Annotated in this window: 36 protein-coding genes; 2 read left to right on the plus strand and 34 right to left on the minus strand. The window is 58.4% G+C overall.

Features of this window, described 5'->3' with window-relative positions:
• The first annotated feature begins 10 nt into the window (after positions 1-10).
• The gene (locus tag ACR0LX_RS20305) at positions 11-694 is read left to right on the plus strand and encodes a ferredoxin (RefSeq protein WP_480785231.1); all 684 of its coding nucleotides are present in this window, start codon (positions 11-13) and stop codon (positions 692-694) included.
• Positions 691-1188 carry a SixA phosphatase family protein gene (locus ACR0LX_RS20310; protein WP_480785232.1) on the plus strand — a complete coding sequence of 166 codons (498 nt, stop codon included), beginning with the start codon at positions 691-693 and terminating at the stop codon, positions 1186-1188. Before ACR0LX_RS20305 ends, ACR0LX_RS20310 begins: the two co-directional genes overlap by 4 nt.
• 45 nt (positions 1189-1233) lie before the next feature.
• Here ACR0LX_RS20310 and ACR0LX_RS20315 read toward each other — a convergent pair whose 3' ends face one another.
• The 34 genes from ACR0LX_RS20315 to ACR0LX_RS20480 form a co-directional block, all read right to left on the minus strand.
• Positions 1234-2025, minus strand: a complete 792-nt coding sequence (locus tag ACR0LX_RS20315; protein WP_269149813.1) for an amino acid ABC transporter ATP-binding protein — start codon at positions 2023-2025, stop codon at positions 1234-1236.
• 12 nt (positions 2026-2037) lie between these two features.
• Positions 2038-3336: an amino acid ABC transporter permease gene (locus tag ACR0LX_RS20320; RefSeq protein ID WP_480785233.1), complete on the minus strand. Its 1299-nt coding sequence runs from the start codon at positions 3334-3336 to the stop codon at positions 2038-2040.
• Positions 3337-3339: 3 nt separating this feature from the next.
• Positions 3340-4572, minus strand: a complete 1233-nt coding sequence (locus ACR0LX_RS20325) for an amino acid ABC transporter permease (RefSeq protein ID WP_480785234.1) — start codon at positions 4570-4572, stop codon at positions 3340-3342.
• A gap of 125 nt (positions 4573-4697) precedes the next feature.
• Positions 4698-5717, minus strand: coding sequence for an amino acid ABC transporter substrate-binding protein (locus tag ACR0LX_RS20330; RefSeq protein WP_480578341.1), 1020 nt, complete (start codon positions 5715-5717; stop codon positions 4698-4700).
• Positions 5718-5921: 204 nt separating this feature from the next.
• On the minus strand, positions 5922-6629 hold the full coding sequence (locus ACR0LX_RS20335) for an ATP12 family chaperone protein (RefSeq protein WP_480785235.1): 708 nt from the start codon (positions 6627-6629) through the stop codon (positions 5922-5924).
• 4 nt (positions 6630-6633) lie between these two features.
• Complete coding sequence (locus ACR0LX_RS20340; protein WP_480785236.1) at positions 6634-7305, minus strand: HAD-IA family hydrolase; 672 nt, start codon at positions 7303-7305, stop codon at positions 6634-6636.
• Positions 7302-8345, minus strand: a complete 1044-nt coding sequence (locus tag ACR0LX_RS20345) for an RluA family pseudouridine synthase (RefSeq protein WP_480785237.1) — start codon at positions 8343-8345, stop codon at positions 7302-7304. Before ACR0LX_RS20345 ends, ACR0LX_RS20340 begins: the two co-directional genes overlap by 4 nt.
• Before the next feature lie 108 nt (positions 8346-8453).
• Positions 8454-9767, minus strand: a complete 1314-nt coding sequence (locus tag ACR0LX_RS20350; protein ID WP_480785238.1) for a replication-associated recombination protein A — start codon at positions 9765-9767, stop codon at positions 8454-8456.
• A 3-nt stretch (positions 9768-9770) separates the two neighbouring features.
• Positions 9771-11156, minus strand: a complete 1386-nt coding sequence (locus ACR0LX_RS20355; protein ID WP_480785239.1) for a trypsin-like peptidase domain-containing protein — start codon at positions 11154-11156, stop codon at positions 9771-9773.
• A 76-nt stretch (positions 11157-11232) separates the two neighbouring features.
• A complete protein-coding gene (locus tag ACR0LX_RS20360; RefSeq protein WP_480785240.1) occupies positions 11233-12288 on the minus strand; it encodes a TauD/TfdA family dioxygenase in 1056 nt (351 codons plus the stop codon).
• A gap of 152 nt (positions 12289-12440) precedes the next feature.
• Entirely contained in the window at positions 12441-12860 is a 420-nt protein-coding gene (rplQ, locus tag ACR0LX_RS20365) for a 50S ribosomal protein L17 (RefSeq protein ID WP_170805984.1), read from the minus strand.
• Positions 12861-12990: 130 nt separating this feature from the next.
• Complete coding sequence (locus ACR0LX_RS20370) at positions 12991-14007, minus strand: DNA-directed RNA polymerase subunit alpha (RefSeq protein ID WP_010437127.1); 1017 nt, start codon at positions 14005-14007, stop codon at positions 12991-12993.
• 114 nt (positions 14008-14121) lie between these two features.
• The gene (gene rpsK, locus ACR0LX_RS20375) at positions 14122-14511 is read right to left on the minus strand and encodes a 30S ribosomal protein S11 (protein ID WP_008757289.1); all 390 of its coding nucleotides are present in this window, start codon (positions 14509-14511) and stop codon (positions 14122-14124) included.
• Positions 14512-14526: 15 nt separating this feature from the next.
• Positions 14527-14895, minus strand: coding sequence for a 30S ribosomal protein S13 (gene rpsM / locus ACR0LX_RS20380; RefSeq protein WP_008757392.1), 369 nt, complete (start codon positions 14893-14895; stop codon positions 14527-14529).
• A 200-nt stretch (positions 14896-15095) separates the two neighbouring features.
• Positions 15096-15740, minus strand: a complete 645-nt coding sequence (locus ACR0LX_RS20385; RefSeq protein ID WP_480578326.1) for an adenylate kinase — start codon at positions 15738-15740, stop codon at positions 15096-15098.
• Entirely contained in the window at positions 15737-17101 is a 1365-nt protein-coding gene (gene secY / locus ACR0LX_RS20390) for a preprotein translocase subunit SecY (protein ID WP_480785241.1), read from the minus strand. Before secY ends, ACR0LX_RS20385 begins: the two co-directional genes overlap by 4 nt.
• A gap of 109 nt (positions 17102-17210) precedes the next feature.
• Entirely contained in the window at positions 17211-17684 is a 474-nt protein-coding gene (gene rplO / locus ACR0LX_RS20395) for a 50S ribosomal protein L15 (RefSeq protein ID WP_480578320.1), read from the minus strand.
• A gap of 205 nt (positions 17685-17889) precedes the next feature.
• A complete protein-coding gene (locus tag ACR0LX_RS20400; protein WP_480785242.1) occupies positions 17890-18105 on the minus strand; it encodes a DUF1127 domain-containing protein in 216 nt (71 codons plus the stop codon).
• A 565-nt stretch (positions 18106-18670) separates the two neighbouring features.
• Positions 18671-19012 (minus strand): hypothetical protein, encoded by a 342-nt coding sequence (locus ACR0LX_RS20405; RefSeq protein WP_480578311.1) that lies wholly within the window; start codon positions 19010-19012, stop codon positions 18671-18673.
• A gap of 316 nt (positions 19013-19328) precedes the next feature.
• On the minus strand, positions 19329-19517 hold the full coding sequence (gene rpmD / locus ACR0LX_RS20410; protein WP_008757946.1) for a 50S ribosomal protein L30: 189 nt from the start codon (positions 19515-19517) through the stop codon (positions 19329-19331).
• A 12-nt stretch (positions 19518-19529) separates the two neighbouring features.
• Positions 19530-20099 carry a 30S ribosomal protein S5 gene (rpsE, locus tag ACR0LX_RS20415; protein WP_039538294.1) on the minus strand — a complete coding sequence of 190 codons (570 nt, stop codon included), beginning with the start codon at positions 20097-20099 and terminating at the stop codon, positions 19530-19532.
• Positions 20100-20215: 116 nt separating this feature from the next.
• The gene (gene rplR / locus ACR0LX_RS20420; RefSeq protein ID WP_058283506.1) at positions 20216-20575 is read right to left on the minus strand and encodes a 50S ribosomal protein L18; all 360 of its coding nucleotides are present in this window, start codon (positions 20573-20575) and stop codon (positions 20216-20218) included.
• Positions 20576-20586: 11 nt separating this feature from the next.
• Positions 20587-21120 (minus strand): 50S ribosomal protein L6, encoded by a 534-nt coding sequence (rplF, locus tag ACR0LX_RS20425; protein ID WP_170716663.1) that lies wholly within the window; start codon positions 21118-21120, stop codon positions 20587-20589.
• Between the two features lie 11 nt (positions 21121-21131).
• On the minus strand, positions 21132-21524 hold the full coding sequence (gene rpsH / locus ACR0LX_RS20430; RefSeq protein ID WP_010437099.1) for a 30S ribosomal protein S8: 393 nt from the start codon (positions 21522-21524) through the stop codon (positions 21132-21134).
• A 13-nt stretch (positions 21525-21537) separates the two neighbouring features.
• The gene (rpsN, locus tag ACR0LX_RS20435) at positions 21538-21843 is read right to left on the minus strand and encodes a 30S ribosomal protein S14 (RefSeq protein ID WP_068340744.1); all 306 of its coding nucleotides are present in this window, start codon (positions 21841-21843) and stop codon (positions 21538-21540) included.
• A gap of 19 nt (positions 21844-21862) precedes the next feature.
• Complete coding sequence (gene rplE / locus ACR0LX_RS20440; RefSeq protein ID WP_480785243.1) at positions 21863-22423, minus strand: 50S ribosomal protein L5; 561 nt, start codon at positions 22421-22423, stop codon at positions 21863-21865.
• Complete coding sequence (rplX, locus tag ACR0LX_RS20445; protein ID WP_155148683.1) at positions 22416-22727, minus strand: 50S ribosomal protein L24; 312 nt, start codon at positions 22725-22727, stop codon at positions 22416-22418. The genes rplE and rplX overlap by 8 nt, the downstream gene beginning before the upstream one ends.
• 2 nt (positions 22728-22729) lie before the next feature.
• Positions 22730-23098: a 50S ribosomal protein L14 gene (gene rplN, locus ACR0LX_RS20450; RefSeq protein WP_008757934.1), complete on the minus strand. Its 369-nt coding sequence runs from the start codon at positions 23096-23098 to the stop codon at positions 22730-22732.
• Between the two features lie 76 nt (positions 23099-23174).
• Complete coding sequence (gene rpsQ, locus ACR0LX_RS20455) at positions 23175-23405, minus strand: 30S ribosomal protein S17 (RefSeq protein ID WP_008757253.1); 231 nt, start codon at positions 23403-23405, stop codon at positions 23175-23177.
• A 4-nt stretch (positions 23406-23409) separates the two neighbouring features.
• On the minus strand, positions 23410-23616 hold the full coding sequence (rpmC, locus tag ACR0LX_RS20460) for a 50S ribosomal protein L29 (RefSeq protein ID WP_037311745.1): 207 nt from the start codon (positions 23614-23616) through the stop codon (positions 23410-23412).
• Between the two features lie 184 nt (positions 23617-23800).
• Complete coding sequence (locus tag ACR0LX_RS20465) at positions 23801-24184, minus strand: type II toxin-antitoxin system death-on-curing family toxin (protein WP_170798234.1); 384 nt, start codon at positions 24182-24184, stop codon at positions 23801-23803.
• The gene (locus tag ACR0LX_RS20470; RefSeq protein ID WP_170798226.1) at positions 24177-24362 is read right to left on the minus strand and encodes a hypothetical protein; all 186 of its coding nucleotides are present in this window, start codon (positions 24360-24362) and stop codon (positions 24177-24179) included. The genes ACR0LX_RS20465 and ACR0LX_RS20470 overlap by 8 nt, the downstream gene beginning before the upstream one ends.
• A gap of 126 nt (positions 24363-24488) precedes the next feature.
• Complete coding sequence (locus ACR0LX_RS20475; protein WP_480785244.1) at positions 24489-25109, minus strand: 2OG-Fe(II) oxygenase family protein; 621 nt, start codon at positions 25107-25109, stop codon at positions 24489-24491.
• Positions 25110-25182: 73 nt separating this feature from the next.
• Complete coding sequence (locus ACR0LX_RS20480) at positions 25183-26550, minus strand: ArsB/NhaD family transporter (RefSeq protein ID WP_480785245.1); 1368 nt, start codon at positions 26548-26550, stop codon at positions 25183-25185.
• Between the last annotated feature and the right edge of the window lie 5 nt (positions 26551-26555).

Genomic DNA, 26555 nt, shown 5'->3' on the forward strand with positions numbered 1-26555 from the left:
GGGAAGCAGCATGGCAAACCAACTCGACCCCGCAACCGATGTAACCTACGCTCAAATTGAACGCGCCGTGCAGGATGCTGGTCTGATCGTTATGGGCGCGCTTCTGCCACGGCTGACAAGCGCCAAACAACTCGACGGTGGCACCCTGATCCTTGTCGGCGCTGGCCCGGCCTTCTGGCCCGTTCTGAAATCGTCGGAGGAATGGCTGGACGGGCAGCCCGACCCGGTGGACAGATGGTCCAAACGTGTTGTGGGTTCCCTTGCCGCCGAGTTGGGCGCACATGCGTACTTTCCCTTCGGCGGCCCGCCATACGAACCTTTCATCGACTGGGCGTTCAAGTCCGGGCGGACGTTCAGCAGCCCGGTGGGGGCGCTGGTGCATGACCAGGTGGGCATGATGATCTCGTTTCGCGGCGCGCTGCATTTCGACGAGGAATTCGACGTCGACCACCCGCGTGCAGAGTCTCCTTGCACCACCTGCCCTGCCCCTTGCACCAGCACCTGCCCCGTGGGCGCGCTGAATGCACATGGCTTCTACGACGTCGATGCCTGCCATCGTCATTTGTCCACTGACGCAGGGCAGGTTTGCATGACCGGCGGCTGCCTTGCGCGGCTGTCCTGCCCGCTCAGCGAGGGTGCCGAACGGATGGCCGAACAATCCGCGCATCACATGAAAGCGTTCCATCCGTCATGACCCGCACTCTGATCCTGACCCGCCATGCCAAATCCAGTTGGAACAACTTCGATCTTACCGATCATGACCGCCCTCTGAACAAGCGCGGCCGCGCCTCGGCCCCGGCGATTGCGGATTGGCTGCGCGAGAACAACTGGCTGCCGGACGAAGTGCTGAGCTCATCGGCGACCCGCACGCGAGAGACCTGGGATCGGATGGGGCTACAAGCGGACAATGTCAGCTTTCGCCGCGCGCTTTACCACGCGGACGCCAACGACATGATGGCCGAATTGTCCAGTGCCGAGGGCAGGATCGTACTGATGCTGGGTCACAACCCGGGCATTGCTGACTTTGCCTTCCGTCTGGCGCAGCAGGCGCCGCACCACGTGCGGTTCCAAGATTACCCAACCTGCGCGACGACCGTGATCCGCTTTGATATCGACGACTGGACCCATGTCAAATGGCGGAGCGGCGAGGTCCTGGGCTTTGCCATCCCGCGTGAGATGCTGGAATAGAAAAAGGCGGGACCGAAGCCCCGCCCTTGCTTGGGTACGCTGAGATCAGTGCCCCAGGATTTGGCTGAGGAACAGCTTGGTCCGTTCGCTCTGCGGGTTGTTGAAGAACTCTTCGGGTTCATTCTGTTCCACGATCTGACCGGCATCCATAAAGATCACGCGGTTGGCGACCTGGCGGGCAAAGCCCATCTCGTGGGTCACGCACAACATGGTCATGCCTTCCTCGGCCAGTTCGATCATGGTGTCGAGCACCTCTTTGATCATCTCGGGGTCCAGCGCCGATGTCGGTTCATCGAACAACATGATCCGGGGCATCATGCAAAGTGAGCGGGCAATCGCCACACGCTGTTGCTGACCACCGGACAGCTGTCCCGGGTATTTCAACGCCTGATCCGGAATTTTCACCTTTTCCAGGAAGTGCATCGCGCGCTCTTCGGCCTCTTTCTTGGGCGTTTTGCGCACCCAGATCGGGGCCAGCGTGCAGTTTTCCAGAATGGTCAGGTGCGGGAACAGGTTGAAGTGCTGGAACACCATGCCAACCTCGGACCGGATCTTGTCGATGTTCTTGAGGTCATTCGACAGCTCGGTCCCATCCACAACGATTGTACCCTGCTGGTGTTCCTCCAACGCGTTCAGGCAGCGGATCAGGGTGGACTTACCCGATCCGGACGGCCCCGCGATCACGATCCGCTCGCCCTGATTGACGGTCAGATTGATGTCACGCAGCACGTGGAACGATCCGTACCACTTGTTCATGCCGTTGATTTCGATGGCGACCTCGTCGCTCACCTGCATTTTCGAGCGATCGATTTCGCGTTCTACTGCAAGTTCAGACATGTGTTGAACTCCTTAGTGATGATCCGTGGCAAGGCGACGCTCGAGCCACTGGGAATATTGAGAGATGCCGTAACAGACGACGAAGAACAGAAGCGCGGCAAAGCCCAGAAGCTCCCAATAGACGCCGTTCCATTCGGTCGACGCCAGGATGGGGCCCCGGATCATGCCCACCAGATCGAACATCGAAATGACCGAAACCAGTGTGGTGTCCTTGAACAGGCCAACGGCCACGTTCACGATGCCGGGGATCGAGATCTTCAGAGCCTGCGGCAGGATGATCAGCCGCATCGCCTGCGGGTAATCCAGACCCAGACTATCTGCTGCTTCGTACTGTCCGCGCGGAAGCGCTGCCAGACCGCCGCGGATCACCTCGGCGATATAGGCGGCCGAGAACATTGTGATCATGATCACGACGCGCAGGAACAGGTCCACCGTGCTGTCAGGCGGGAAGAAATAGGCCAGCATCACCGAAGCCACAAACAGCAGCGTGATCAGAGGCACACCGCGCACGAATTCGATGAAGATGACGCAGACCCACTTGATCAGCGGCATGTCTGACTGACGGCCCAGTGCCAACGCAATGCCCAGAGGGATCGACAACGACACACAGGTAACACCCAGCATCATGTTCAGCATGAACCCGCCAAGATCACGACTGGGAACGGCGGTAAGCATGGCGCCTTCGTTGGCATCCTCGGGGATCAGAGCCCCGCCAACATTCCAGATGATCAAGGCGACAATGATCGCCCCGAAAAAGCCAGCCGCAAAGCTGTTCCGGCCAAGTTTCTGGAACACTGCACCTGCTGCGACACAGCCCACAAGTGCAACGATGGGAACCAGAATGGTGCCCCCCCAGATCAGCCAGAAGGCGATAAAGGGATAGAGTGCAGTGAAGATCAGCAGCTTGCGCGGCAGGTCGAAGAACAGGACCGGCGCAAACGCAACCAGCATCAGCACAAACGCCAGATTGGGGCGCCAGTAGGCCTCATCCGGGTATTTGAACCCGTAGATCAGCTGCGGCCAGCGCTCCGTCAGAACGGCGAAACAGGCCCCAGTTTTACCTGCCAAAATCTCACGGCATTCGGCCAACGAGTTGGCATTCCAAACCCCATTCAGAATCCACGGCAGTGTGTTCTTCAAAACGAGGTAGATCAGCACCAGCGAGAGCACTGTTAGGATCGTGTTCGTCGCGCCCGAGAACAGGTTCTCGCGCAGCCATTTGACGATTCCGGTTTCGTTTGCCGGGGGTGGCGACGGAGGGATGGTGCCATCGGCCACAAATGCGATCGGGTTTGTTGATTGATCAGCCATGGCTCAGCGCTCCTTCAACTTGACGGATGCGTTGTAGATGTTCATCACCATCGAGATCAGCAGTGAAGCTGTCAGATAGAACAACATCAGCAACAGCACACATTCAATCGCGCGACCAGTCTGGTTCAGCGTGATACCGCCCAGCGTGGCGGTGATATCCGCATAGCCAACCGCGATCGCAAGCGAGGAGTTCTTGGTGATGTTCAGATACTGCGAGATCAGCGGCGGGATAATCACCCGCAAAGCCTGCGGCAGGATCACCAGATTCATGATCCGGCTCGGACGCAAACCAAGAGCAGCAGCCGCCTCGGTCTGGCCTTTCGAAATGGCCTGAATGCCCGCGCGGACGTTTTCCGCGATAAAGGCACCGGTGTAGATCGACAGTGCGAACCACAATGCGATCAGAGGACCACCGACCTTGATGCCACCGCTGAAGTTAAAGCCTTTCAGTTCGGGGACATTCCAAGTCAGGCCCATCAGGAACATGAGGATCACGAAGGGCACCAGCCAGACCGCCAATTTTGGCAGCAGCGTCTTTGGACGCTCACCCGTTTCCTCTTGTTTCAGTGTCGCGCGTTTTTCGATTTCCTTGGAAACAAACCAGGACCCAACCAAAACGACGAGGACCAGAACCCAGTTCAGGAAAGTTGAACTGAAGAACCCGTTGGTGAGGTCAGGACGGGGAATGTATACACCCCTGTTCGTGAACGCAAAAAGATCCAGAACCATGCTGGAGGTCGGATTGTCACCCCGGAAGGCCCGCGGTCCAGGAAGCACCGCCGTCATGATGGTGAAAATGATGATGATCCAGATCAGAACCGGAATGTTCCGGAAGATCTCGACATATACTGCCATCAGTTTCGAGACGAGCCAGTTGTTCGACAGGCGCAGGACACCGGCGATCACTCCAAAAAACGTCGCAGTGATACAGGCGAGAAACGCCACCAGCAGAGTATTCAGAAGCCCAACGACAGCCGCGCGCGCATGCGACGACTGGCTGTCGTATTCCACCAGAACCTGGTTGATATCATACCCGGCAGGATCACCCAGGAAAGAATAAGAGATGTTGAGGCCTGCGGCCCGAAGGTTCTGGATCAGGTTGTTACCCAGATACCAGATACTAAGCGCAATAACGACGGCCGCGATCACCTGAAATGTCAGTGAGCGATAGCGGGTGTCGTTTATGAGCATAGACAACCGAAAGTCTGCTTTCGGTGGGTCAGTCATAGTTGACATATTTTGGAATCCCCGTGCTTTTCGAGCGCTACATTACCGGCGAGGTTTTCCCCGCTCTTGAGCAGCCCGTAGCATTCTGTTTAGAAAAAAGGGCGCAGGTTGCCCCGCGCCCTTTTCTGTCCATCTTAGCGGAAAGGCGGCGAATACAGCAGGCCGCCGTCGGTCCACTGAGCGTTCAGACCACGCGCCAGACCGATCGGAGTTTCCTCACCGATATTCTTGGCAAAGACTTCGCCATAGTTGCCGTCTGCGGCGATCGCACGTGCGGCCCAGTCAGCGTCCAGTCCCAGCATCTCGCCCAGAGTACCTTCAACGCCCAGCAGACGCTTGATTTCCGGGTTTGCGTCGGCATTGCCTGCCATCTCTTCGAGATTGACCGAGGTGACACCCAGCTCTTCTGCCGAGATCAGCGAGTTCAGGGTCCAACGAACAACGTCACCCCACTCGTGATCACCGTGACGGACCAGCGGGCCCAGCGGCTCTTTCGAGATGATTTCGGGCAGAATAACGTGGTCACCGGGGTTTTCGAACGTGGCGCGAGTTGCGGCCAGGCCCGATGCGTCGGTGGTGTAAACGTCACATGCGCCAGCCAGATACTGCTGCTGACCTTCAGCGTTTGTTTCAACCGGAACCGGTTCATAGCTGATGTTGTTCGAGCGGAAGAAATCCGCCAGGTTCAGTTCGGTCGTGGTGCCGGTCTGAACGCAAACGGTCGCACCGTCCAGTTCCTTGGCCGAGCTTACGCCCAGCGCTTTGGGCGCCAGAAAGCCCTGACCGTCATAATAGTTGATGCCGACAAATTCGAACTTCAGGTCGACGTCGCGGCTGAAGGTCCAGGTGGTGTTACGGGCCAACATGTCGATCTCACCCGAAGCCAGCGCAGTAAAGCGCGTCTTGCCGGTGGTTGGAATGAATTCAACGGCATTTGCATCGCCCAGAACAGCGGCAGCAACAGCGCGGCACAGCGAAACGTCAAAGCCTTTCCACTCGCCATTGGCGTCGGGTGCAGCAAAACCGACCAGACCGGTGGTCACACCGCAGTTCAGCTTACCGCGCGCTTTCACGTCGTCAACGGTACCCGCCGCAGCAGCGCCAGCGGCTAGACCGGCAATCGTTGCCGCGCCCAAGATTACGGATTTTTTCATTTTTACCTCTTCCTGATTTTCCACCCCGGAAGGAGCGGTTCGATCCGGCACTCCCATGCCGGAAAGGTTACCCAAAAGGTGTCTCCCCTTTAGTGGCCCGAGTTTGGGCGCATTCATCAACAAACGTCAAGGGCAGGATCAGGTAATTCGATGGGTGAAAAGCACAGGAATTTGGTGTCAGGCGCAAAAAACCGGCTGCAAGGATCAATTCGAGAGATCGAAGAAGCGTTTGGCGTGCAGGAAGGCCGCCCGTTTTTTCTCGGCCACCTCTTGTGCCTCGTCATCATGGCCCCATTGTTCGATCTGCCAGATCTCATCGAGGCGCGAGATTTCCCAGATTTCGTCCGCGCTGCGCCAATCATGTGCTGCGGCAAAACCCAGAACCAGGCTGCCTGACAAGCTGACAAGATCATGGAACGCCGCAAGCTGAAATGCGTCCAGCGCATGAACTTGTTGCCGCAAGCTCTGCAGTGCCGTCGCAGACTGCGGCTGATGCAGGACACCCGCCACAGCAAACAGACGAGCTTTCAGCACCTCAGCCGCCCAGTCCAGCGCCGGGTCCCAGTGTTCGGCTTGCCGCTGCTGCAAAGCTTGCGGATGGGTTGCGCGATAACACAACAGGTCGGAATCGCCATAATCGGCCAGCATATCCGCAACCTCGGCATGCTGAAGGCGCACTTTGTCGATGGCGGCGTTAGCTGACCGGGTAAAAGGCATGGTCGACGGGTCCACCACCTTTTCCTGAGCGTCCCATTCGGCGGCTACGGCCTCTGCCATGGCCTTGGTAGGGAGGAGCAAAGCCGCCTTTGCAGGTGTTTTGACCCGGCGACCATCCAACTCGACCGTATGGCCGCCTTCCGCCTCGACAACGGCACTTGTCTTCCAAAAGCGTTTTGGTTTCCAGTCGCTCATCGTCTCATTCCCAGATCTTGCTCAGCGTCTTATGCAATTCGTCAAAGCTGTCGACCACATGCGCCGCGGAAGTCAGGGCCGCGTGGTCGTGATAGCCCCAGCTTACTCCGATTGCTGCAACCCCTGCGGCAGCGGCCATCTCCATGTCAAAGCTTGTGTCGCCAATCATCACCGCGTCAGAGGCCGCTACGCCGGTCTCGGACAGCGCTGTCTGGATCATCGAAGGGTGCGGCTTGGACGGATGGTGGTCTGCGACTTGCCGGGTTACGAAGAAATGCGCCAAATCGTGGGCGTCCAGCAATGCGTCCAACCCGCGCTGCGACTTGCCGGTCGCCACGCCCAACAGGATTTCGGGGATCGAATGCAAGGCTTCGAGCACCTCACGCGCACCTGGATAGAGAGGTGAGCTTGCCGCCCCGTCCGCCAGTCGCTGCGTGTGATAAGCCTCTTTATAGCCCGCGACCAGACGGGCTTGTACATCGTCAGCTTGTTCAGGCGCCAGGCGCGCAATCGCCTGCGGCAGCGACAGGCCGACAATCGACAAGGTCGCCTCTCTGTCCGGCGGCGTCAGGGACAACGCGGTAAAGCTGGCTGTCATGGCCGAAACAATGCTGCCCTGGCTATCGACCAGAGTGCCATCCACATCGAATAGCGCCAACCGCAAGGGTGATGTCATTGCAGGGCCTCGAACGGATCATCGGCGGCCAGATCCTCGGTCCAGCCCAGTGTATCCCAACTGTCTTTCATGTGATCTGGCAGCGGTGCTGTGATCGTGATTGGCTTGTGGGTCAGCGGATGTTCAAACGACAATCGCCGCGCGTGAAGATGCAGCTTTCGGCTGATGATCCCGCCCAATTGCGCGCCCCAGCCATCGCCCAGATTTTCCTGACCCGACCCGCCGTATTTTCCGTCGCCGATGATTGGATGCCCAATCGCGGCCATATGCGCGCGCAACTGATGGGTGCGACCGGTCACCGGCTCCATCGCGACCCAAGCGGCCCGACCTGCAACCCGGTAGAGCGTGGCATACAGCGTATGCGCGCGTTTCGCGCCGGGGGTGCTGTCAACCTCGGACAGATGCACAGGGATCATCTTTTCACCTTCGCCCTGTTTGCCATGTCCCGGAGCCTTGACGAGCCCGGTCTTGATCTCGCCCAGATAGGGTGTCGGCACCCCGGCAACCAGTGCCCAATAGATCTTGCGTGTATTGCGGTGCCGAAACGCTGCCGTCAGACCCTTGGCGGCCTCGCGCGTGCGCGCCATCAGCAAAACGCCCGAGGTGTCCTTGTCCAACCGGTGTACCAGTCGCGGGCTTTCGTCCAGGCCAAACCGCAAGGCTTCGGACAGGCTGTCGACATGCCGGGTCTGGCCGCTGCCACCCTGAACCGGCAGACCGTGGGGTTTGTTCAGCGCCAGAATGTGGTCGTCTCGATAGATCACGCAGGATTGGATCATCTTCGCATCAGCGTCAGATACGCGACGTTTGACCTCAGCAGGTTTGTGATCGGCATCGGGCAGCGGCGGCACCCGCACGACCTGCCCGGTCTCGAGCCGGGTCGAGGCCTTCACCCGGCCTCCGTCCACACGCAGCTCTCCTTTACGGCACATCTTTTCGATGCGGCCCTGACCGACATGCGGGAACATGCGGCGCAGCCAGCGGTCCAAGCGCTGGTCGCTGTCGCCCTCTGCGACGGTGATCATCTGTACGCCACTCATGCCATTACCCCTTGCCCCGTGCGGCGGACCCGCCCGATTTGCAACTGTGTCAGTGCCCTAGAAAACATGCGCGTCTGTCGCGCGCATCGCGCAAAGAGTCAAGCCGCGCTAATCCGTGTTCCGCTGCGCACGCAGTTTGCCGAAATAATCCAGCCGCTTTTTCAGCTCGCGCTCGAATCCGCGCTCGACCGGTTGGTAGAGAACCGGTCGCTTCATACCATCGGGGAAATAGTTCTGCCCTGAAAACCCATCTTCGGCGTCGTGGTCATAGGCATAACCCGCGCCGTACCCCTGATCCTTCATCAACGAGGTCGGTGCGTTCAGGATATGCTTGGGTGGCGGTTCGCTGCCCGATTGCTTGGCCAAGCGCATTGCAGCCTTGTAGCCCACATATGCCCCGTTCGATTTGGGGGCCAGGGCCAGATAGACCAGCGCTTGCGCCAAGGCCAGTTCTCCCTCGGGCGAGCCCAAACGTTCATATGTTTCCCACGATTGCAGGCAGATTGCCTGCGCCTGCGGATCGGCCAGCCCGATATCTTCGACCGCCATGCGGGTGATCCGCCGCGCCAGATAGCGCGGGTCCTCGCCACCCGTCAGCATCCGCGCAAACCAGTACAGCGCTGCATCGGGGTCAGACCCCCGTACCGACTTGTGCAGCGCCGATATCAGGTTGTAATGCTCGTCCCCCGATTTGTCGTATTTTGCGGCGCGGCGCATCAGCCGCGTTGAGAGCGCATCCGGGTCCAGCGGTGCATCAACCTTCCACGCCGAAACCTGTTCGATCAGGTTCAGCAGCGCGCGCCCGTCCCCATCCGCCATTTCCTGCAATGCATCCCGCGCCGCAGGCGTCAGCGGCAACGCTCGGCCCAGTTCTTTTTCTGCGCGCTGGGTCAGGCGTTCCAGATCCGCAAGGCTGAGCCGTTCGAGAACCAAAACCTGCGCGCGGCTAAGGACAGCTGCGTTCAGCTCGAACGAGGGGTTCTCGGTCGTGGCCCCGACAAGCAGGATCGTCCCGTCCTCCATATGCGGAAGAAACCCGTCTTGCTGCGCTTTGTTGAAACGGTGGATTTCGTCGACGAACAGCAACGTCCCTTGTCCGTTCTGACGCCGAATCTTGGCGGCCTCAAAGACTTTCTTCAGGTCGGGCACACCGGTGAAAATCGCGCTGATCTGAACGAAATGCAGATCGGTTTCCTGCGCCAGAAGGCGCGCGATGGTGGTTTTCCCAACCCCCGGCGGCCCCCAGAAGATCAGGCTGGACAAGCTGCCGGATGACAGCATCACCCCAAGCGGCGCCTCGGGGCCCAGTACATGGTCCTGCCCGATGACTTCGGCCAGTGACTGCGGGCGCAGCCGATCCGCGAGGGGCCGATGCGGGGCCTCGGCTGGCGTGGGCGACCCGTTATCGAACAGATCAGCCATGCGTCACAGCCGGAACCGCAACGAAACCGAGCGTCCGCCGCGCGACACATCCATGTTCAAGCGACGGCCCGGCTCGGTCAGTGCCCTGACCACATCATGTGACCGGTCCATGTCAGCGCCATTGATGGCTATCAGCACATCACCGGCACGCAATCCGGCGCGACCGCCATAGGGTCCGGGATCAACCACAACCACGCCGGTTTGCGACAGAACCAATCCCAACTGCGCGATCATCTTTGGGTTGATGCGCGCCACGGTCAGGTCTGGCATCACGGTATCTTCGCCCAGCGTTGTTTCCTCGGCCGCGGGCGTATCCGGCGCTTTGATCAGCGCCACCTTAACGTCGGCGCTGTCCGAACCGCGAAGGCGCGTCAGAACAGATGTTCCGCCAACACCTGCGACGGACATGCGGAACTTCATCTCTGCCGGAGAGTTGACCTCATCTCCGTCGACATGTGTCACGACATCACCCACGCGCAGGTCGGCATCCGCCAGCGGGCTGAGAGCGTGCAGGTCAGATATGACGACACCCAGAGGGATCGCCAGGCCCAGCGATTCAGCGATATCTGCGCTCATATGCTGCCCGGCCATCCCGGCCCAAGGGCTGACGAAACTGTCGTTCCCTGCCTTTGCCTGCCGCAGAAACTCGGCCACCAGATTGGCGGGGATGGCAAACCCGATCCCATTCGATCCCCCGGATCGCGTCAGGATCGACGTGTTGATCCCGATCAGATCGCCATTCACATCAATCAGCGCGCCGCCGGAATTGCCCGGATTGATCGCCGCGTCGGTCTGAATGAAATACCCTCGCGCGTTGCCGGTGGCCGTTCCGGTTCGCGCCAGCCCCGAAATGATGCCTGACGATACTGTCTGACCCACCCCAAACGGGTTTCCGATAGCCAGCGCCAATTCACCAACCTCAACGTGATCAGAGTCTCGCAGGTCCAGATGCGGCAGGTCCTCTGCCTCCTCCAACCGCAGGATGGCAATGTCGCTTTCCTTGTCGCCAAGTACCACCTGGGCCGAGAACTCTCGCCGGTCCGTTGTCACCACACGTATCTCGGTGGCTGTTCCGACCACGTGATAGTTCGACACCACATAGCCATCACCCGACAGGATCACACCTGAGCCCAGCGAGTTTTGCACCCTCTGCCGAGGTTCGCCGAACCCACGGCCGAAAAAGTCCTGAAAGAACGGGTCCGAGAAGAACGGGTTCGCCCGCCCCTGACGCACAATCTTGGCATAGATGTTAACGACTGCCGGGGACGCCTGTTTCACGACCGGCGCAAATCCCAAAGATATCTCGGCCTGCGATTGCGGAACGCGCGTTTCGGCAGCGGCCATGGTCGCATGTGCGATTGAAAGGGCAAGAAGTGTCGCGCGGAGCATGTATACCTCAACCTGCAAAACTCCGTTGGATATGCGACTACCCGGCGGTTAATGCAAGCACGTGGTTGCTGGTTCGTCAGTCAAGCGGTGCGTGCAGTCTTGTGCCTTTGGTTATGATCCCACCCCGGTTGCCGACATCAATAGTGCCATACCGCTGCCTGAACACCTCGGGCAATTCGCGGTCGCCTTCGGGCGAGAGCCACAACCGAAACAGATGGCGCCGCGCCGCAGGGTCCGGCCAATCCACGAACCCGGTTCTGTCATGCAGTTGAGAGTGATTGTAGACAAATTGCATGTCCCCGGGTTGCAGCCGCATTGTCAGGAAAAGCTCTGGATCATTGGCCAGCGCATCGAACCGGTCCAGTGCTGCGACGTGATCCGGGGTAAGACGCATCGCCTCGGGGAAACGTTGCGCGCTGTCGATATACTGCCGCTGGTAGAACACGGTTAGCCTGCCGGCATGCCAACTGAAGGGGGGGATGGTCATGAAGGGCTGCATGCCCTCGGGCACTTCACCACGTCGATCCGTTGCGATTGGATCAAACAGACGCTCCAGCAGATCAGGGCATTCTGCGCGCATGCGGTTATAGATGGTTTCGGCACTTACCAGCAGCGAATCCCCGCCTTCCCTGGCGTCGCGAAGGCAAAGCAGTCCAACGATATCGGCGCTGTCCGTGTGGAACGTCTGACGTTCATGCGTCTGGTAGATCCGGGTGTTGGGATCGTTCGCATCCGCGCCAATGTCGCGCACATGTCCCAAAATGTGCCCCTGAGCGTTCTGCGACCGGGCCGAGCCCAGATGGGCGCCAACACCACAAAAGATCGCTGCCGCCATTTCCTGCGAATACTCTTGGACCGGCAGCCCGCGGAGAACTTCAAACCCGACGCCACAGATCAGCTTGTCACGGAGACTACGCAGATGCCTGTCAAAGCTTTGTAGCGGAAACTCGGCCCTTGTGATCTCGCCAATGTCTTTGCCAAGATTCAGGTAACTGCGGGCGGCTTGCTCAAGATCGGCAATCTCTGATTGGCTCAGGTCGACAATCCACTCGTCTTGACGGGCCTGCATTTCGCGGCCGGTCCAGGCCGAAGGCCCGGTGAATTCAGCCGGTATATGGGTAATTTCTGCCATCCTGTGTCCTCCGCATCCAGCGTGGCCTGTACAGGCTGGGATTTCATCAACGGATACCCCCGCGAATGGCCTGAATGCGACACTGCCACAGCTTCAAAACAAAAACCCCCGCGTCAGGGACGCAGGGGTTCTGACCAGAAAGCCGGGCTTTCTTATTCTTCTGCTGCTTCTTCCGCGGCAACACGCGCTTTGTCAGCTGCGCCTTTGGCATCGACGTCACGATCAACGAATTCGATGATCGCCATCGGAGCCATGTCACCATAGCGGAAGCCAGCTTTCAGGATGCGGACATAGCCGCCCTGACGCTCAGCGTAGCGGGGGCCCAGAACTTCGAACAGCTTGGCGACGTCTTTGTCTTCTTTCAGCTGCGAAGCGGCCTGACGACGGGCGTGCAGGTCGCCGCGCTTGCCCAGAGTGACCAGCTTTTCGATGATCGGGCGCAGTTCTTTTGCCTTGGGCAGAGTTGTTTTGATCTGCTCATGCTCGATGAGCGAGCCAGCCATGTTCGCAAACAGAGCCTTGCGGTGCTCATGAGTACGGTTCAGGCGGCGGTAACCACGTGCGTGACGCATTTTCTAGTTCCTTCTTTCGCGTTTTGCTTTGTCTGGCCGGCGATGCGTGTCACCGGCTCTCCTTGGGGCGGAAGTGCCCAAATAGTCCCCGGATAGTCCCATTTCGGGCCGGGCATTGAGGAAGACGCGCTTAGAACGCGTCTTCGAATTTTTTCGCCAGATCTTCGATGTTATCGGGCGGCCAGTCCTCGACATCCATGCCGAGGTGCAGACCCATGCCGGACAGCACTTCTTTGATCTCGTTCAGCGACTTGCGGCCGAAGTTCGGGGTGCGCAGCATCTCGGCTTCGGTCTTCTGGATCAGATCGCCGATGTAAACGATGTTGTCGTTCTTCAGGCAGTTTGCCGAACGGACCGACAGCTCCAGCTCGTCCACTTTCTTCAGCAGCAGCGGGTTGAACTCCAGACCATCGTCTTCGTCCTGGCGGCCAGCCGATTCCGGCTCGTCGAAGTTGACGAAGATCGACAGCTGATCCTGCAGGATACGAGCGGCAAAGGCCAGCGCATCTTCGGGCGTGATCGAGCCGTCGGTGTCGATCTTCAGGGTCAGCTTGTCATAGTCCAGAACCTGACCTTCACGGGTCGGCTGAACGTCATAGGCAACCTTTTTGACCGGCGAATAGATCGCGTCGATCGGGATCAGGCCGATAGGTGCGTCTTCCGGCTTGTTCTTCTCAGCCGAGACGTAACCCTTGCCGGTGTTGACGGTCAGTTCCATGAACAGGTCAGCGCCATCGTCCAGGTGACAGATGACGTGATCGCGGTTCAGAACCTCGATACCGGCGCTTTCGCTGATGTCACCTGCGGTGACAACTGCAGGGCCTTTGGCATTGATCGACAGGCGCTTGGGGCCTTCGACTTCCATGCGCAGCGACACGCCTTTGAGGTTCAGGATGATGTCGGTGACGTCTTCACGCACGCCCGCGACCGAGCTGAACTCGTGCAGGACGTTGTCGATCTGAACGCTGGTGATGGCCGCGCCTTGCAGGCTGCTCATCAGAACGCGGCGCAGCGCGTTGCCCAGGGTCAGACCAAAGCCACGTTCCAGCGGCTCGGCAACCAGGGTTGCCTGACGTGCAGGGTCGTTGCCCGGCTTGCCGTCAAGCTGGGTTGGCTTGATCAATTCTGCCCAATTCTTATGGATCATGTAATCCCTCCATTCCTGTCCGCGCCCCATGACCAACAAGGTGCAGACGCCCGAGGTTCAAAATGACGTGCTGGGGCCGTGCAGAAACACAGCCCCAGCCAAATTCAAAATCGCTTAGACGCGGCGGCGCTTCGGCGGGCGGCAGCCGTTGTGAGCGATCGGGGTCACGTCGCGGATTGACGTGATGTTGAAGCCCACGGCAGCCAGCGCACGCAGAGCCGATTCACGACCCGAACCGGGGCCCTGAACCTCGACTTCCAGCGTCTTGACGCCATGTTCCTGCGCCTTCTTGCCTGCGTCTTCTGCCGCCATCTGAGCGGCGTAGGGTGTCGATTTCCGCGAACCCTTGAAGCCCATGGTGCCGGCAGACGACCACGAAATGGCGTTGCCCTGTACGTCCGAGATCAGGATCTTGGTGTTGTTAAAGGTCGAGTTCACATGGGCGACGCCCGATGCGATGTTCTTACGCTCTTTGCGCTTAACGCGAGTCTTGTCACGTGCCATCGGTCAGACCCTCCCTTATTTCTTCTTACCAGCGATGGCCTTTGCGGGGCCTTTGCGGGTACGAGCATTGGTGTGGGTACGCTGACCGCGAACCGGCAGGTTGCGGCGGTGACGCAGACCGCGATAGCAGCCCAGGTCCATCAGACGCTTGACGTTCATCTGAACTTCACGACGCAGATCACCTTCAACGGTGAAGTTTGCATCGATGTGTTCACGGATGGCCAGAACTTCGGCGTCGGACAGTTCGTTGACGCGACGGTGCGCTTCAATACCTACGGCTTCGCAGATCGCTTTGGCCGAAGTGTTTCCGATACCGGTGATATATGTGAGGGCGATTGGTACCCGCTTTGCAGTCGGGATGTTTACGCCGGCAATACGTGCCACGTGTCACTTTCCTTTTCGTTGCGGTTCCGTAACTCCAGAACCTTTTTTCACAACGCTTTACCGTGGCAGTGTCGCCAGAGGGTTCAGCATTATTCGAGGTGGTCGGGGCAATTGGGACGAATCCCGCGTGCGGTCTTGATTCCCTTTAGGGATGGGGGTCGATATGGGCTTTTGCCGTTGGCGTCAAGCCCATATGAGTATCAGCCTAGAATCGCCTCGATCGAGGCGGTAACTTCTTTGATATCCGCCAACCCGTTCACCGGGCGCAGATCGCCTTTGGCGTAGTAATAACCAATCAAAGGCGACGTCTTTTTGTAGTATTCCATCAGACGCGTGCGCAGGCTGTCTTCGTTGTCGTCGGCGCGACGCTGGAAGTCATTTTCTTTGCCGCAATTGGTGCATTTGCCGTCTGCGGGGATCGGTTTGGTGATGTCATTGTAAACCTCACCACACCCGCCACAGGTCGAGCGTGCCGTGATCCGTTCGACCAGCGCCTCGTCATCGACACGCATCTCGATCACCGTGTGCAGGGACTGGCCCAGCTTGGTCAGCAGCGCTGCCAAAGCATCAGCCTGCGCCAGCGTGCGGGGGAAACCGTCAAAGATGAAGCCTGCCCCTTTTTCGGTGGTCAGTTTCTCTTCGATCAGACCGATCACGATCTCGTCGGTGACCAGCTTGCCTGCGTCCATGATCGCAGCAACCTTCAGGCCCATTTCCGTGCCCGAGGTTTTGGCCTCGCGCAGCATGTCACCAGTGCTCAACTGCACCATGCCGCGGGTTTCAACCAGGTGACGCGCCTGCGTCCCCTTGCCTGCCCCCGGGGGGCCGAGAAGTATGATGTTCATCGACGAGCAGCTCCCTTTCTGCCGCGTTTCTTGGACTTGCCGCGCAGCTGGGACTTTTCGATCAGCCCTTCGTATTGATGCGCCAGCAGATGGCTCTGAACCTGTTGGATCGTGTCCATGGTCACCGAGACGATAATCAGAACCGAGGTGCCGCCGAAATAGAACGGGATGGCAAACTGACCGCGCAGGATTTCCGGCAACAGGCAAACCGCAGCCAAATAGCCAGAACCCAGAACCAATACGCGGTTGACCACATATTCCAGATATTCCGAGGTTTTCTTGCCCGGACGGATACCCGGCACAAATCCGTTCTGCTTCTTCAGGTTATCCGCAACATCGTCCGGCTTGAACGACACGTTGAACGTGTAGAAATAGGCAAAGAACACGATCATCGAAGCGAAGAACAGCAGGTACAAAGGCTGTCCGGGGCCAAAGTTGGCCAGCAACCATGACATCACCGGTCCGTTGGTCGCACCCGACGAGAAGGTCGAGATCGTCACCGGCAGCAGCAGCAGCGAGCTGGCGAAAATCGCCGGGATAACACCCGCCGGGTTCACCTTGACCGGCAGGTGGCTGGAGCCGCCTTCATAAACCTTCATACCGGCCTGACGGCGCGGGTATTGGATGTGGATCTTGCGAAGGGCACGCTCCATGAACACCACAAAGGTGATCACGGCGATGACCATGATGATCACGCCCACGATTACGGCAGGACTGATCGCACCGCTGCGTCCGCTGGCGAAGAACTGCGCCAGCGCGGCGGGAACCTCGGCAATGATGCCGACGAAGATGATCAGCGAGATGCCGTTGCCGATGCCACGCGCGGTGATTTGTTCACCCAGCCACATCAGGAACATGGTGCCACCGACCAGAGTGATCATGGTCGACATGCGGAAGAACATGCCCGGATCGGTCGCCAGATCGCCCGATTCCAGCGACACGGCCAGACCATAGGCCTGTACGGTGGCCAAGGCCACGGTGCCGAAACGGGTGTATTGGTTGATCTTCTTGCGCCCCTGCTCGCCCTCTTTCTTGAGCTGTTCGAGCGCGGGAACCATGGATGTCAGCAGCTGCACGATGATCGAGGCCGAGATGTAGGGCATGATGCCGAGGGCAAAGATACCCATCCGCCCCAGCGCCCCGCCGGTGAACATCGAAACCATTCCGCCGATGCCCTGCCCCGCCTGTTCCATGAATTCGCGCAGCGCTTGTCCGTCGATCCCCGGCACCGGAATGAAGGTGCCCAGACGATAGACGATCAGCAATGCAAGCGTGAACAGGATGCGGTTGCGCAGATCGGTGGCTTTACCAAGGGCAGACCAGCTTGTGTTGGCTGCCATTTGTTCTGCTGCTGATACCATAAATCGGTCTCTCTTATGAAAACACCGCCCGGAACCGTTTTCCGGCTCGGGCGGCGTCTTGGAAAACTCTGAGGTCTATGTAAGCGGGTCTTGGCCCGCTCACAAGCGCTTACTCTGCTGCAGCAGCTTTTGTGACCGTCAGTGAACCGCCCGCTTTCTCAACTGCCTCAACGGCAGCTTTCGAAGCACCGGTAACCTCCAGGTTCACCTTGGCGCTGATTTCGCCTTTGGCCAGGACGCGGACACCGTCCAGCTTGCGGCGGACCAGACCGGAAGCAACCAGTGCATCCTCGGTGATCGCAGCCTTGGCGTCCAGTTTGCCAGCGTCGACGAATTTCTGGATCAGGCCCAGGTTGATGACGGCAAATGCCTTGCGGTTCGGCTTGTTGAAGCCACGTTTGGGAAGGCGCTGGTACAACGGCATCTGGCCGCCTTCGTAGCCGTTGATGGCCACACCCGAACGGGATTTCTGGCCTTTGATACCACGGCCACCCATTTTACCTTTGCCGGAACCGGGACCACGGCCAACGCGGGTGCGTTTCGGTGCGGCGCCGGGATTGTCGCGCAATTCGTGCAGTTTCATATCGCTTCTCCTAAGCCGGATGTGACCCCCGAAGCGTGATGGGCCAACCACGGCGTTTCTTGGTTTTGATTCTCGTGGGCGCAATGCCACCGGAGCGCTCTACAGCGTTGCGGACCCGGTTGCAAGCTTTGTTGTAGCGCGCCAGCCAAAACCAAAAGAGGCGCCAATGCAGGCGCCTCTGAATTCGTTTATCAAACGCGATACCTTACGCGCGATATGCGTACTCGCGCGCGATGTCGGCGATGTCGCAGCGACGGATGCCGATGTCGTCCAGCTCGCGGTTGCTCAGATGCTGAAGCTCGGTATAAGTGCGGCTGTATTCTGCAGCCCGGGCGCGGTTTTTTTTCACGCGCTCGATCAGGTTTGCAAAACGGGCGCTCAGGTTGAAGCCACCATGTGTCAGTGTTGCTGTGTGTGCCATATCTCTATTCCTTTCGAATGTCGGGGCGCATTCCCCGATGTCACTTGTTTGTTCCTGTCTTGGACAGGGCTGAGATAGGCGCAGGAGATACCGCTAACAACGGAAGTTTTGGTCTAGCCGGTATGCATCAATGGAATGGCAAAACGCCTGTCGTACCCCTGCGAAACGCGGGGCCTTATGGCTTAGCACCACGATCCGGATGCGCGCTGCCCCGGGGAGGCGACCGCAGTAAAAGATCAGAAATTTTCGTTACTGGATGCGCTTGAAGGTACTGCCGGGACGATCCGGACCGATTGCTTCCCGCTTTCGTGCTCGCAGATATAGAGCACATGAAGGGTTTGTCCGGCATCCCCAGCGTTGACCCGGTCTACCAGGTGCTCGCCACCTGCGTCCGTGCAGGACGCCATCCAAGTTGCGAGGGCTTGTCCCTCGGTCATCGACCAACCGAGGCTTGGTGAGAGTGTCACGACTGCCAGAAGAAGGTGCTTCATATTCGTTACCCCAATTTTACTCTTGAACATTCAAATATCTGCCCGCCGAACACACACGCGCAGACGATTATCGATCAGCCCGCCCGCCTTGTGACGACGTCGGTTGATTGCGGCCGCGCCGCGTCATTTGCGATCATTCCCGATTGCGACGCGTCCGAAACCTGCCGCGCATCCAAAAGCTGCTCGGCCTGGTAAACACAGATTGCACGTTGAAAAATTCTCTCAACCAATGGTGACGGACTGTTTGACAGCGCGCATTCGTCAAGTTCGAGTATCAGCGTTTTCAGAAAATCCGAGGGCATTGCTTTGACCACATCGCACAGAGCCGTGGTCAATCCCGCATGTCCCTGATCAATTCCCCGTTGATACGAGGCGCTCGGCTCTGGGCAGGCCGGAGCAAAAAATTCGATACCCATCACACATCACTTTCTTACACAACTGAACGCCAACGACACGACGTTGCAAACTCAACACTGCGACCCAGTATTGTTGAGGACTGTGGCGAATTGTTGGCTGAAATCCGGTCGCGGCGGAAAAGCAGGTAAACTCTACGTGAGATGGATTGCCGTCGATAAGACTGCGTTTGAGGAGCCCGCGGGATTATCTGCTCAGAATGCAGATGCTGACGCGGGTGCAGCGTGTTCAGCACCGGGTCTAAGGCAGGCAATCGCCCCCAAGAAAAAAGCCCCCGAGCATGTCGGGGGCTTTCTTGTTCAGTGCGAGAGCGGGTGCTTAGCCGCGCTCTTCGATGATCTCAACCAGATGCGGGATCTTGTTGACCATGCCGCGAACCGAAGGAGTATCTTCCAGCTCACGGGTTTTATGCATCTTGTTCAAGCCCAGACCAATCAGGGTCGCGCGCTGTTCGGCGGGGCGGCGGATCGGAGAACCGATCTGCTTGACGACGATGGTTTTTGCCATGGGTCGCTCTCCTTATGCTTCTGCTTCAGCAGCAGCTGGTGCTTCGTCCCGCTTGGGCAGGATGTCAGCAACCTTTTTGCCACGACGTGCGGCAACCGAACGCGGGCTCTGCTCTTTCTGCAGGCCGTTGATGGTGGCGCGGATCATGTTGTACGGGTTCTGCGAGCCCAGCGACTTGGACACAACGTCCTTCACGCCCAGCATTTCGAACACGGCGCGCATCGGACCACCGGCGATGATACCAGTACCTTCAGGTGCGGTGCGCATAACCACTTTACCGGCGCCGTGACGGCCCTCGATATCGTGGTGCAAAGTCCGACCTTCACGCAGTTGCACGCGGATCATCTGACGCTTGGCTTGTTCAGTCGCCTTACGGATGGCCTCGGGTACTTCTTTCGCTTTACCTTTGCCAAAGCCGACGCGGCCCTTCTGATCGCCGACAACCACCAGAGCGGCGAAGCCAAAGCGCTTACCACCTTTTACGGTTTTCGACACACGGTTGATCGCAACCAGACGATCTGCGAATTCCGGTGCTTCGTCGCGGTCACGACCACGGCCCCGGCGGTTTTCACGTTCTGCCATTTGGCATCCCTTTTCTCATGTGGCGCTTATCGGCGCCGTTTGTTCAATCCAAGTGAGCCCCGACTGTTACCGAGGCCCCCGGATCATCGGGGCAGCCGCAAAGCTGCCCGCAAGTCTTAGATTTTCAGACCACCTTCACGCGCAGCGTCGGCCAGAGCCTTCACTTTGCCGTGGAACAGGAAGCCGCCACGATCGAAATAGGCCTCTTCGACGCCTGCCTTCTTGGCACGCTCGGCGATGGCCGCGCCCACTTTGGTGGCCGCTTCGACGTTGTTCTTGCCAACAACACCCAGATCTTTTTCCAGGGTCGAGGCCGAGGCCAGGGTCACGCCACGTACGTCGTCGATCAGCTGAACAGAGATGTTCTTGTTCGAACGGTGTACGGAAAGACGCGGACGACCCGCGTTGACCTTGCGAAGTTTGTTCCGAACGCGCAGGCGGCGCTTCAGAAACAGGGTTCTTTTGCTGTTTGCCATTGTTTGCGTCCTTACTTCTTCTTGCCTTCCTTGCGGAAGATGAACTCGCCCTTGTAGCGGATGCCCTTGCCTTTGTACGGCTCGGGACGGCGCCATTCGCGGATTTTGGCCGCGACTTCACCCACCTGCTGCTGGTCGATTCCTTCCACAACGATTTCGGTCTGCTTCGGCGCGGTGATGGTGACACCTTCCGGAGCAGTGAAATCAACATCGTGGCTGTAGCCCAGGTTCAGCTTCAGGGTGTTGCCCTGCATCTGTGCCCGGTAACCAACACCCTGGATCTCCAGCTCTTTTTTGAAGCCCTGGGTCACACCGGTTACCAGATTGGCAACCATGGTGCGGCTCATGCCCCACTGTTGGCGGGCACGCTTGGACGAACCACGCGGGTCAATTTTGACCACGTTGTCTTCGACCGACAGCGTCACGTCGTCAGTGGCGGTGAAGCTGCGGGTGCCTTTCGGACCTTTCACTTCGATGGTCTGACCCGACACAGAGGCGGAAACGCCACTGGGCAGCTCGACCGGTTTTTTACCAATACGAGACATTGCAGACCTCCTTAGAAGACGGTGCAGAGCACTTCGCCGCCAACATTGTTGGAGCGAGCGTTTGCGTCCGACATCACACCTTTCGGAGTGCTGACAATCGACACGCCCAGACCCTGACGGACCTGCGGGATGTCATTGACGCCCATGTACACGCGACGACCGGGTTTCGAGACCCGCTTCAGTTCGCGAATAACAGGGGTGCCTTCGTAGTATTTCAGGCTGATTTCGATGGCCGGATGACCGTTTTCACCGGTCGTCGCTTCGTAGCCACGGATGTAACCTTCGTCCGCCAGCACGTCCAGAACCCAACCGCGCAGCTTGGAAGCCGGGGTGGAAACAGTGGATTTGCCGCGCATTTGCGCGTTGCGGATACGGGTGAGCATATCGCCGATAGGATCGTTCATATCTATGTCTCCCTTACCAGCTCGATTTCACCATGCCGGGGATCTGACCAGCAGAACCCAGCTCGCGCAGCGCGATACGGCTGACCTTCAGCTTACGGTAGTAAGCGTGGGGACGACCGGTCAGCTGACAGCGGTTGTGTAGACGGGTCGCCGAGCTGTTGCGCGGCAGTTTCGCCAGTTTCAGACGCGCTTTGAAACGCTCTTCCATCGGGCGGCTCTCGTCATTCGCGATTTCTTTCAGCTCGGCACGCTTTGCGGCATATTTGGCCACCAGGCGTTCGCGCTTCTTCTCGCGTTCGATCATTGCTTTTTTAGCCATGTCTCAATCCTCCCGGCGCTTAAGCGTTGAACGGCATGTTGAATGCTTTCAACAGTGCCTTTGCTTCAGCGTCGGTTTTCGCTGTGGTGGCAATTACGATATCCAGGCCCCAGACCTCGTCGACCTTGTCGAAGTCGATTTCCGGGAACACGATGTGCTCTTTCATGCCCATGGCAAAGTTGCCCTGACCATCGAAAGACGGCTTAACACCGCGGAAGTCACGAACGCGCGGCAGCGCGATGGTGATCAGACGATCCAGGAATTCGTACATCCGGTCGCCGCGCAGGGTCACTTTCGCACCCAGCGGCATGTCTTCACGGACGCGGAAACCCGCGATCGACTTCTTCGCCTTGGTTGCAACGGCCAGCTGACCAGCAATCGCAGTCAGATCCTCGACTGCCGATTTGGCTTTCTTCGAGTCTTTGACGGCCTCAGCACCACAACCGATGTTCAGAACGATCTTTTCCAACTTGGGTAGCTGCATGTCGTTCTTGTAGCCGAACTCTTCTTTCAGAGCGGCACGGATGGTTTCAGCGTACTGAGCTTTCAGACGCGGGGTGTAGGTTGCGGTATCAAGCATCGATCACGTCCCCTGTGGTCTTGGCGAAACGCACCTTCTTGTCGCCTTCCATGCGGAAGCCAACGCGGGTTGCTTTGCCGTTCTTGTCCAGCAGTGCCAGGTTCGACAGCTCGATCGGGTTTGCCTGAGGCAAACGGCCGCCCTGGCTGTTCTGGGTCTGGCGGGTGTGGCGGATGGCGATGTTGATGCCGTCAACAACAGCTTTACCGGCTTTCGGGTCAACCGAGGAAATGGTTCCCTCTTTGCCCTTGTCCTTGCCGGCCAGCACGACGACCTTGTCGCCTTTGCGGAGTTTAGCAGCCATGATTACAGCACCTCCGGAGCCAGCGAGATGATTTTCATGAAGTTCTTGCCGCGCAGTTCGCGAACAACGGGGCCAAAGATACGGGTACCGACGGGCTCGTTGTTGTTGTTCAGAATGACGGCGGCGTTGCGATCGAAACGGATCGCTGTGCCGTCTTCGCGACGGACTTCCTTGGCGGTGCGTACGACGACGGCCTTGCGGACGTCACCTTTCTTTACGCGGCCGCGCGGGATGGCTTCCTTCACCGAGACGACAATGATGTCGCCGACGGAGGCGTATTTACGCTTGGAACCACCCAGGACCTTGATGCACTGAACTCGGCGTGCGCCGGAGTTGTCAGCGACATCCAGATTGGTCTGCATCTGGATCATGTGGTTTCTCCCGACCTGTGGGGGCTGGTCTTGTTAAATCCCCCAGGGTTTCGACAAATGGAAAAGTCCTGCAGGCTTACGCCTCCAGAACCTCCCAACGTTTCGTCTTCGATTTCGGCGCGCATTCGATGATGCGGACTGTATCGCCGACCTTGAAGGCGTTCTTTTCATCGTGAGCCCGGTATTTCTTGGACTTACGGATGGTTTTCTTCAGAACCGGATGCGTAAAGCGGCGCTCGACGGATACGGTTACGGTCTGTTCGTTGGCGTCGCTGGTTACGGTGCCGGACAGGATACGCTTGGGCATCTGATTACTCCTCGGATGCCGCGGCAGCGGCCTTTTCGTTCAGGATGGTTTTGACGCGGGCAGCGTTGCGGCGGGCCGCTTTGATGCCGGCGGTGCTTTCCAGCTGACCGGTGGCCTGTTGAAAGCGCAGGTTAAAGCTCTCTTTCTTCAGGTTGGCCAGTTCCTCACGGAGCTGGTCCGGGGTCTTGTCACGCAGTTCTTGGGCGTTCATCGCCTTTTTCCTTTGCTCAAAACACCAGAAGGCCCCGTATACGGGTCACCTTTGACCTGGTGGATGAATGATAGACATACGAATCGCCCGACAACGCCGGGAGACCGCAGGATGCCGCCGTATAAGGGTTTGGAGGGTGGGTGGCAAGAGGAAGTTTGGGCAAAGCTTTGAGTTTAGCGCCTAGTCATTGCGCCCTTACCAAACGCAACTTGAACCATACGTTCAAGTCCTCAAAATCCAACTCTCTTGCCGCGACCGCGACAACTAGATCATCAATAGGCTCTTCGTCATCGATATCGAGCCTATAGCCGCTCCGCTCTATGAGGATTTCGACAAGCAGCCACGCGGTTCTTTTGTTACCATCAACAAATCCGTGGTTACCGACCATACTTTGCAAAAGCGCCGCAGCCTTTCGCGAAATCGCGCGGTGGTAGCCTGAATAAGGTCGCCCTAATGCCGACTCGATAAGATCAAGGCTAGTGACGCCATCGCGGCCACCATAGGTTAACGCTTCGTCATGAGCAGTGATAGCGTCAGCAAGGGTGACGCGGTAATGTGACCTACCGATTGGCCAACCGCTTCAACGCCGATTTGCGCTTTGACGAAGCCTCCTTCACAACTGAAGCTGTTTTGGGCGTGGCTTTCTTTATGCCCGAAGAAGAACCAACCTCGACAAAACGACCAGAGACGACACTACGAGCGATGTAGCCGCCCTTTACCGGGTTTTTCTTTGCGTTCTCAGCCATCTGAAATTCCTCAACACACTGCAAATATGTATGTCGTTACCCAACTACGCAAGTTTAATACGATTAAAGAAGAACGATAAACATTGTGTTAATTTCACTAGAACTGCTAGTTTGGCTCGCTACCGGCTACTCCCACTTATAATTAAAGCTGACACTGATCCGCTCTTCTTCAGCCATGTTCATCGGCACCTCGTGGCGCAGCCAGCTTTCCCACAGCAACACGTCGCCCACCTGCGGCTTCATGTAGATGAACGGCTGCAAATCACGCCGCCCGCCTTTCAGACGCGTCGGCGCGGCCATCATACGGCCTGAGCGCGGGTCTTCCAGTTTCAACGCACTCGCCCCTTCGGGCATCGCGACATAGGTCGTGCCCGAGATGACGCTGTGCGGGTGCAGGTGGCTGGAGTGCATTCCGCCTTCGGGCAGGATGTTGATCCAGAGGTCTTCCAGCTTTAGTTCCCCCTCGCCCAGATCGAACTCCAGATCTTTGGCAAAGGCGGCTACGTGCTGATCCAGCGCGGCAACCAGATCGGCGAAGATCGGGAAGCGCCAGGGCAAGTCGGTCAGCGAGGCATAGCTGGTATAACCAGGATATCCGTTCTCTTCGCACCATTCCCGCCCGGCCTCGTCATCCTGAGCGATGACAAGGCAAGAGCTTTCCAATTCGCCCGCATCGATCTTGGGATCAAACTCGGACAAGGCGGCGCGGTAGAGACGGGTGACGAAGAGTGATTCAATCTGTGCCATGCCCCGGCTATAGCCCAGCCGGGGCACAAGGGCGAGACCAGCGGCCCCAGAAAAGCGGCTGGTCGGGTGCGACTTAGTAGAAGTAGCGCAGCCAGATGTAGACGTTGGCGATCATCAGGGTCAGGATCATGATCGGAAAGGCCAGGATCGCGAACTTGACGAAGCCGATGGGCTGCTTGGCTTTCTCGGCAAAGGCCGCGACGGTCAGGTTCGCGCTGGCACCCAAAAGCGTGCCATTGCCGCCCAGACAGGCGCCCAGAGCCAGAGACCACCACAGGGGTTCGATCGCGTCCGGGCCGCCAAACGTATCGGCGGTGGACTCGATCAGCGGGATCATCGTGGCAACAAAGGGGATATTGTCCAGAATGGCAGACAGGATGCCCGACGCCCAGAATATGAAGAACGCGGTCCACATCATGTCGCCTTCGGTCAGTTCCAGAACCTTCTGGCCAAAGAAATCCAGCAGGCCAACATGTTCCACGCCGGCGACGATCACGAACAGGCCACCGAAGAAGAAGATCGTGACCCATTCGACCTCACCAAAGATGTGGTGCACGGATTCCGTCTGCTCTTCGCCATGTTGATGGCCAAAGGCGAGCAGCATCAGCAGCGCAGCTCCCGCCAGCGCGGATGTGCCCGGCTGCACGCCATAGCTGTGGCCCAGCGTAAAGCCCAACAGGACCAGTGCCAGAACTGACAGAGATTTGATCATCAGGCGCACGTCTGTGATCGCCTCGTCTTCGTTGAAGCGCATGATCTTTTCGCTGGCCGATTTCGGGATCGCAGCCAGCGTGCGACGGTTCATCAAATAGATGATGCCGGTCAGCACAACCAGACAGATGGCTGAGATCGGCGCTAGGTTCACGACGAATTCGTTAAAGCTGAGGCCCGCCGCCGAGCCGATGATGATGTTCGGCGGGTCACCGATCAGTGTCGCCGTGCCGCCCACATTCGAGGCCAGAATCTCGGCAAAGAAAAACGGGAACACCGGCGTTTCCAGCGCATCGGTGATCAGCAGCGTGATGGGCGCGATCAGCAGCACCGTGGTGACGTTGTCCAGCAGCGCCGAGAACACCGCCGTGATCAGCGTCAGCATGATCAGGATGCCGGTCGGGTTGGCTTTGACGACCTTCGCGGCCTTGATCGCCACATACTGAAACAGCCCGCATTTGCTGGTGATGCCCACAATCACCATCATCCCGATCAGCAGCGCCAGAGTATTGGCATCAACGCCAGCCACGGCCTGTTCCTGATTGAGGATGCCAAACAGCACCATCAGCGACGCGCCCAGCATAGCCAAAATCGCGCGGTTGACCTTTTCGGTGATCAGCACGGCATAGACGGCAATCAGGATGCCGGTGGCCACCCAAAGCGGATCAATGCCCAAAAGTTGAGGGACGGAGAACGCGTGTTCCCCATGCGAAACGGAATGATCGGTCAATGTTC

Source organism: Ruegeria sp. CH11, assembly GCF_056537105.1.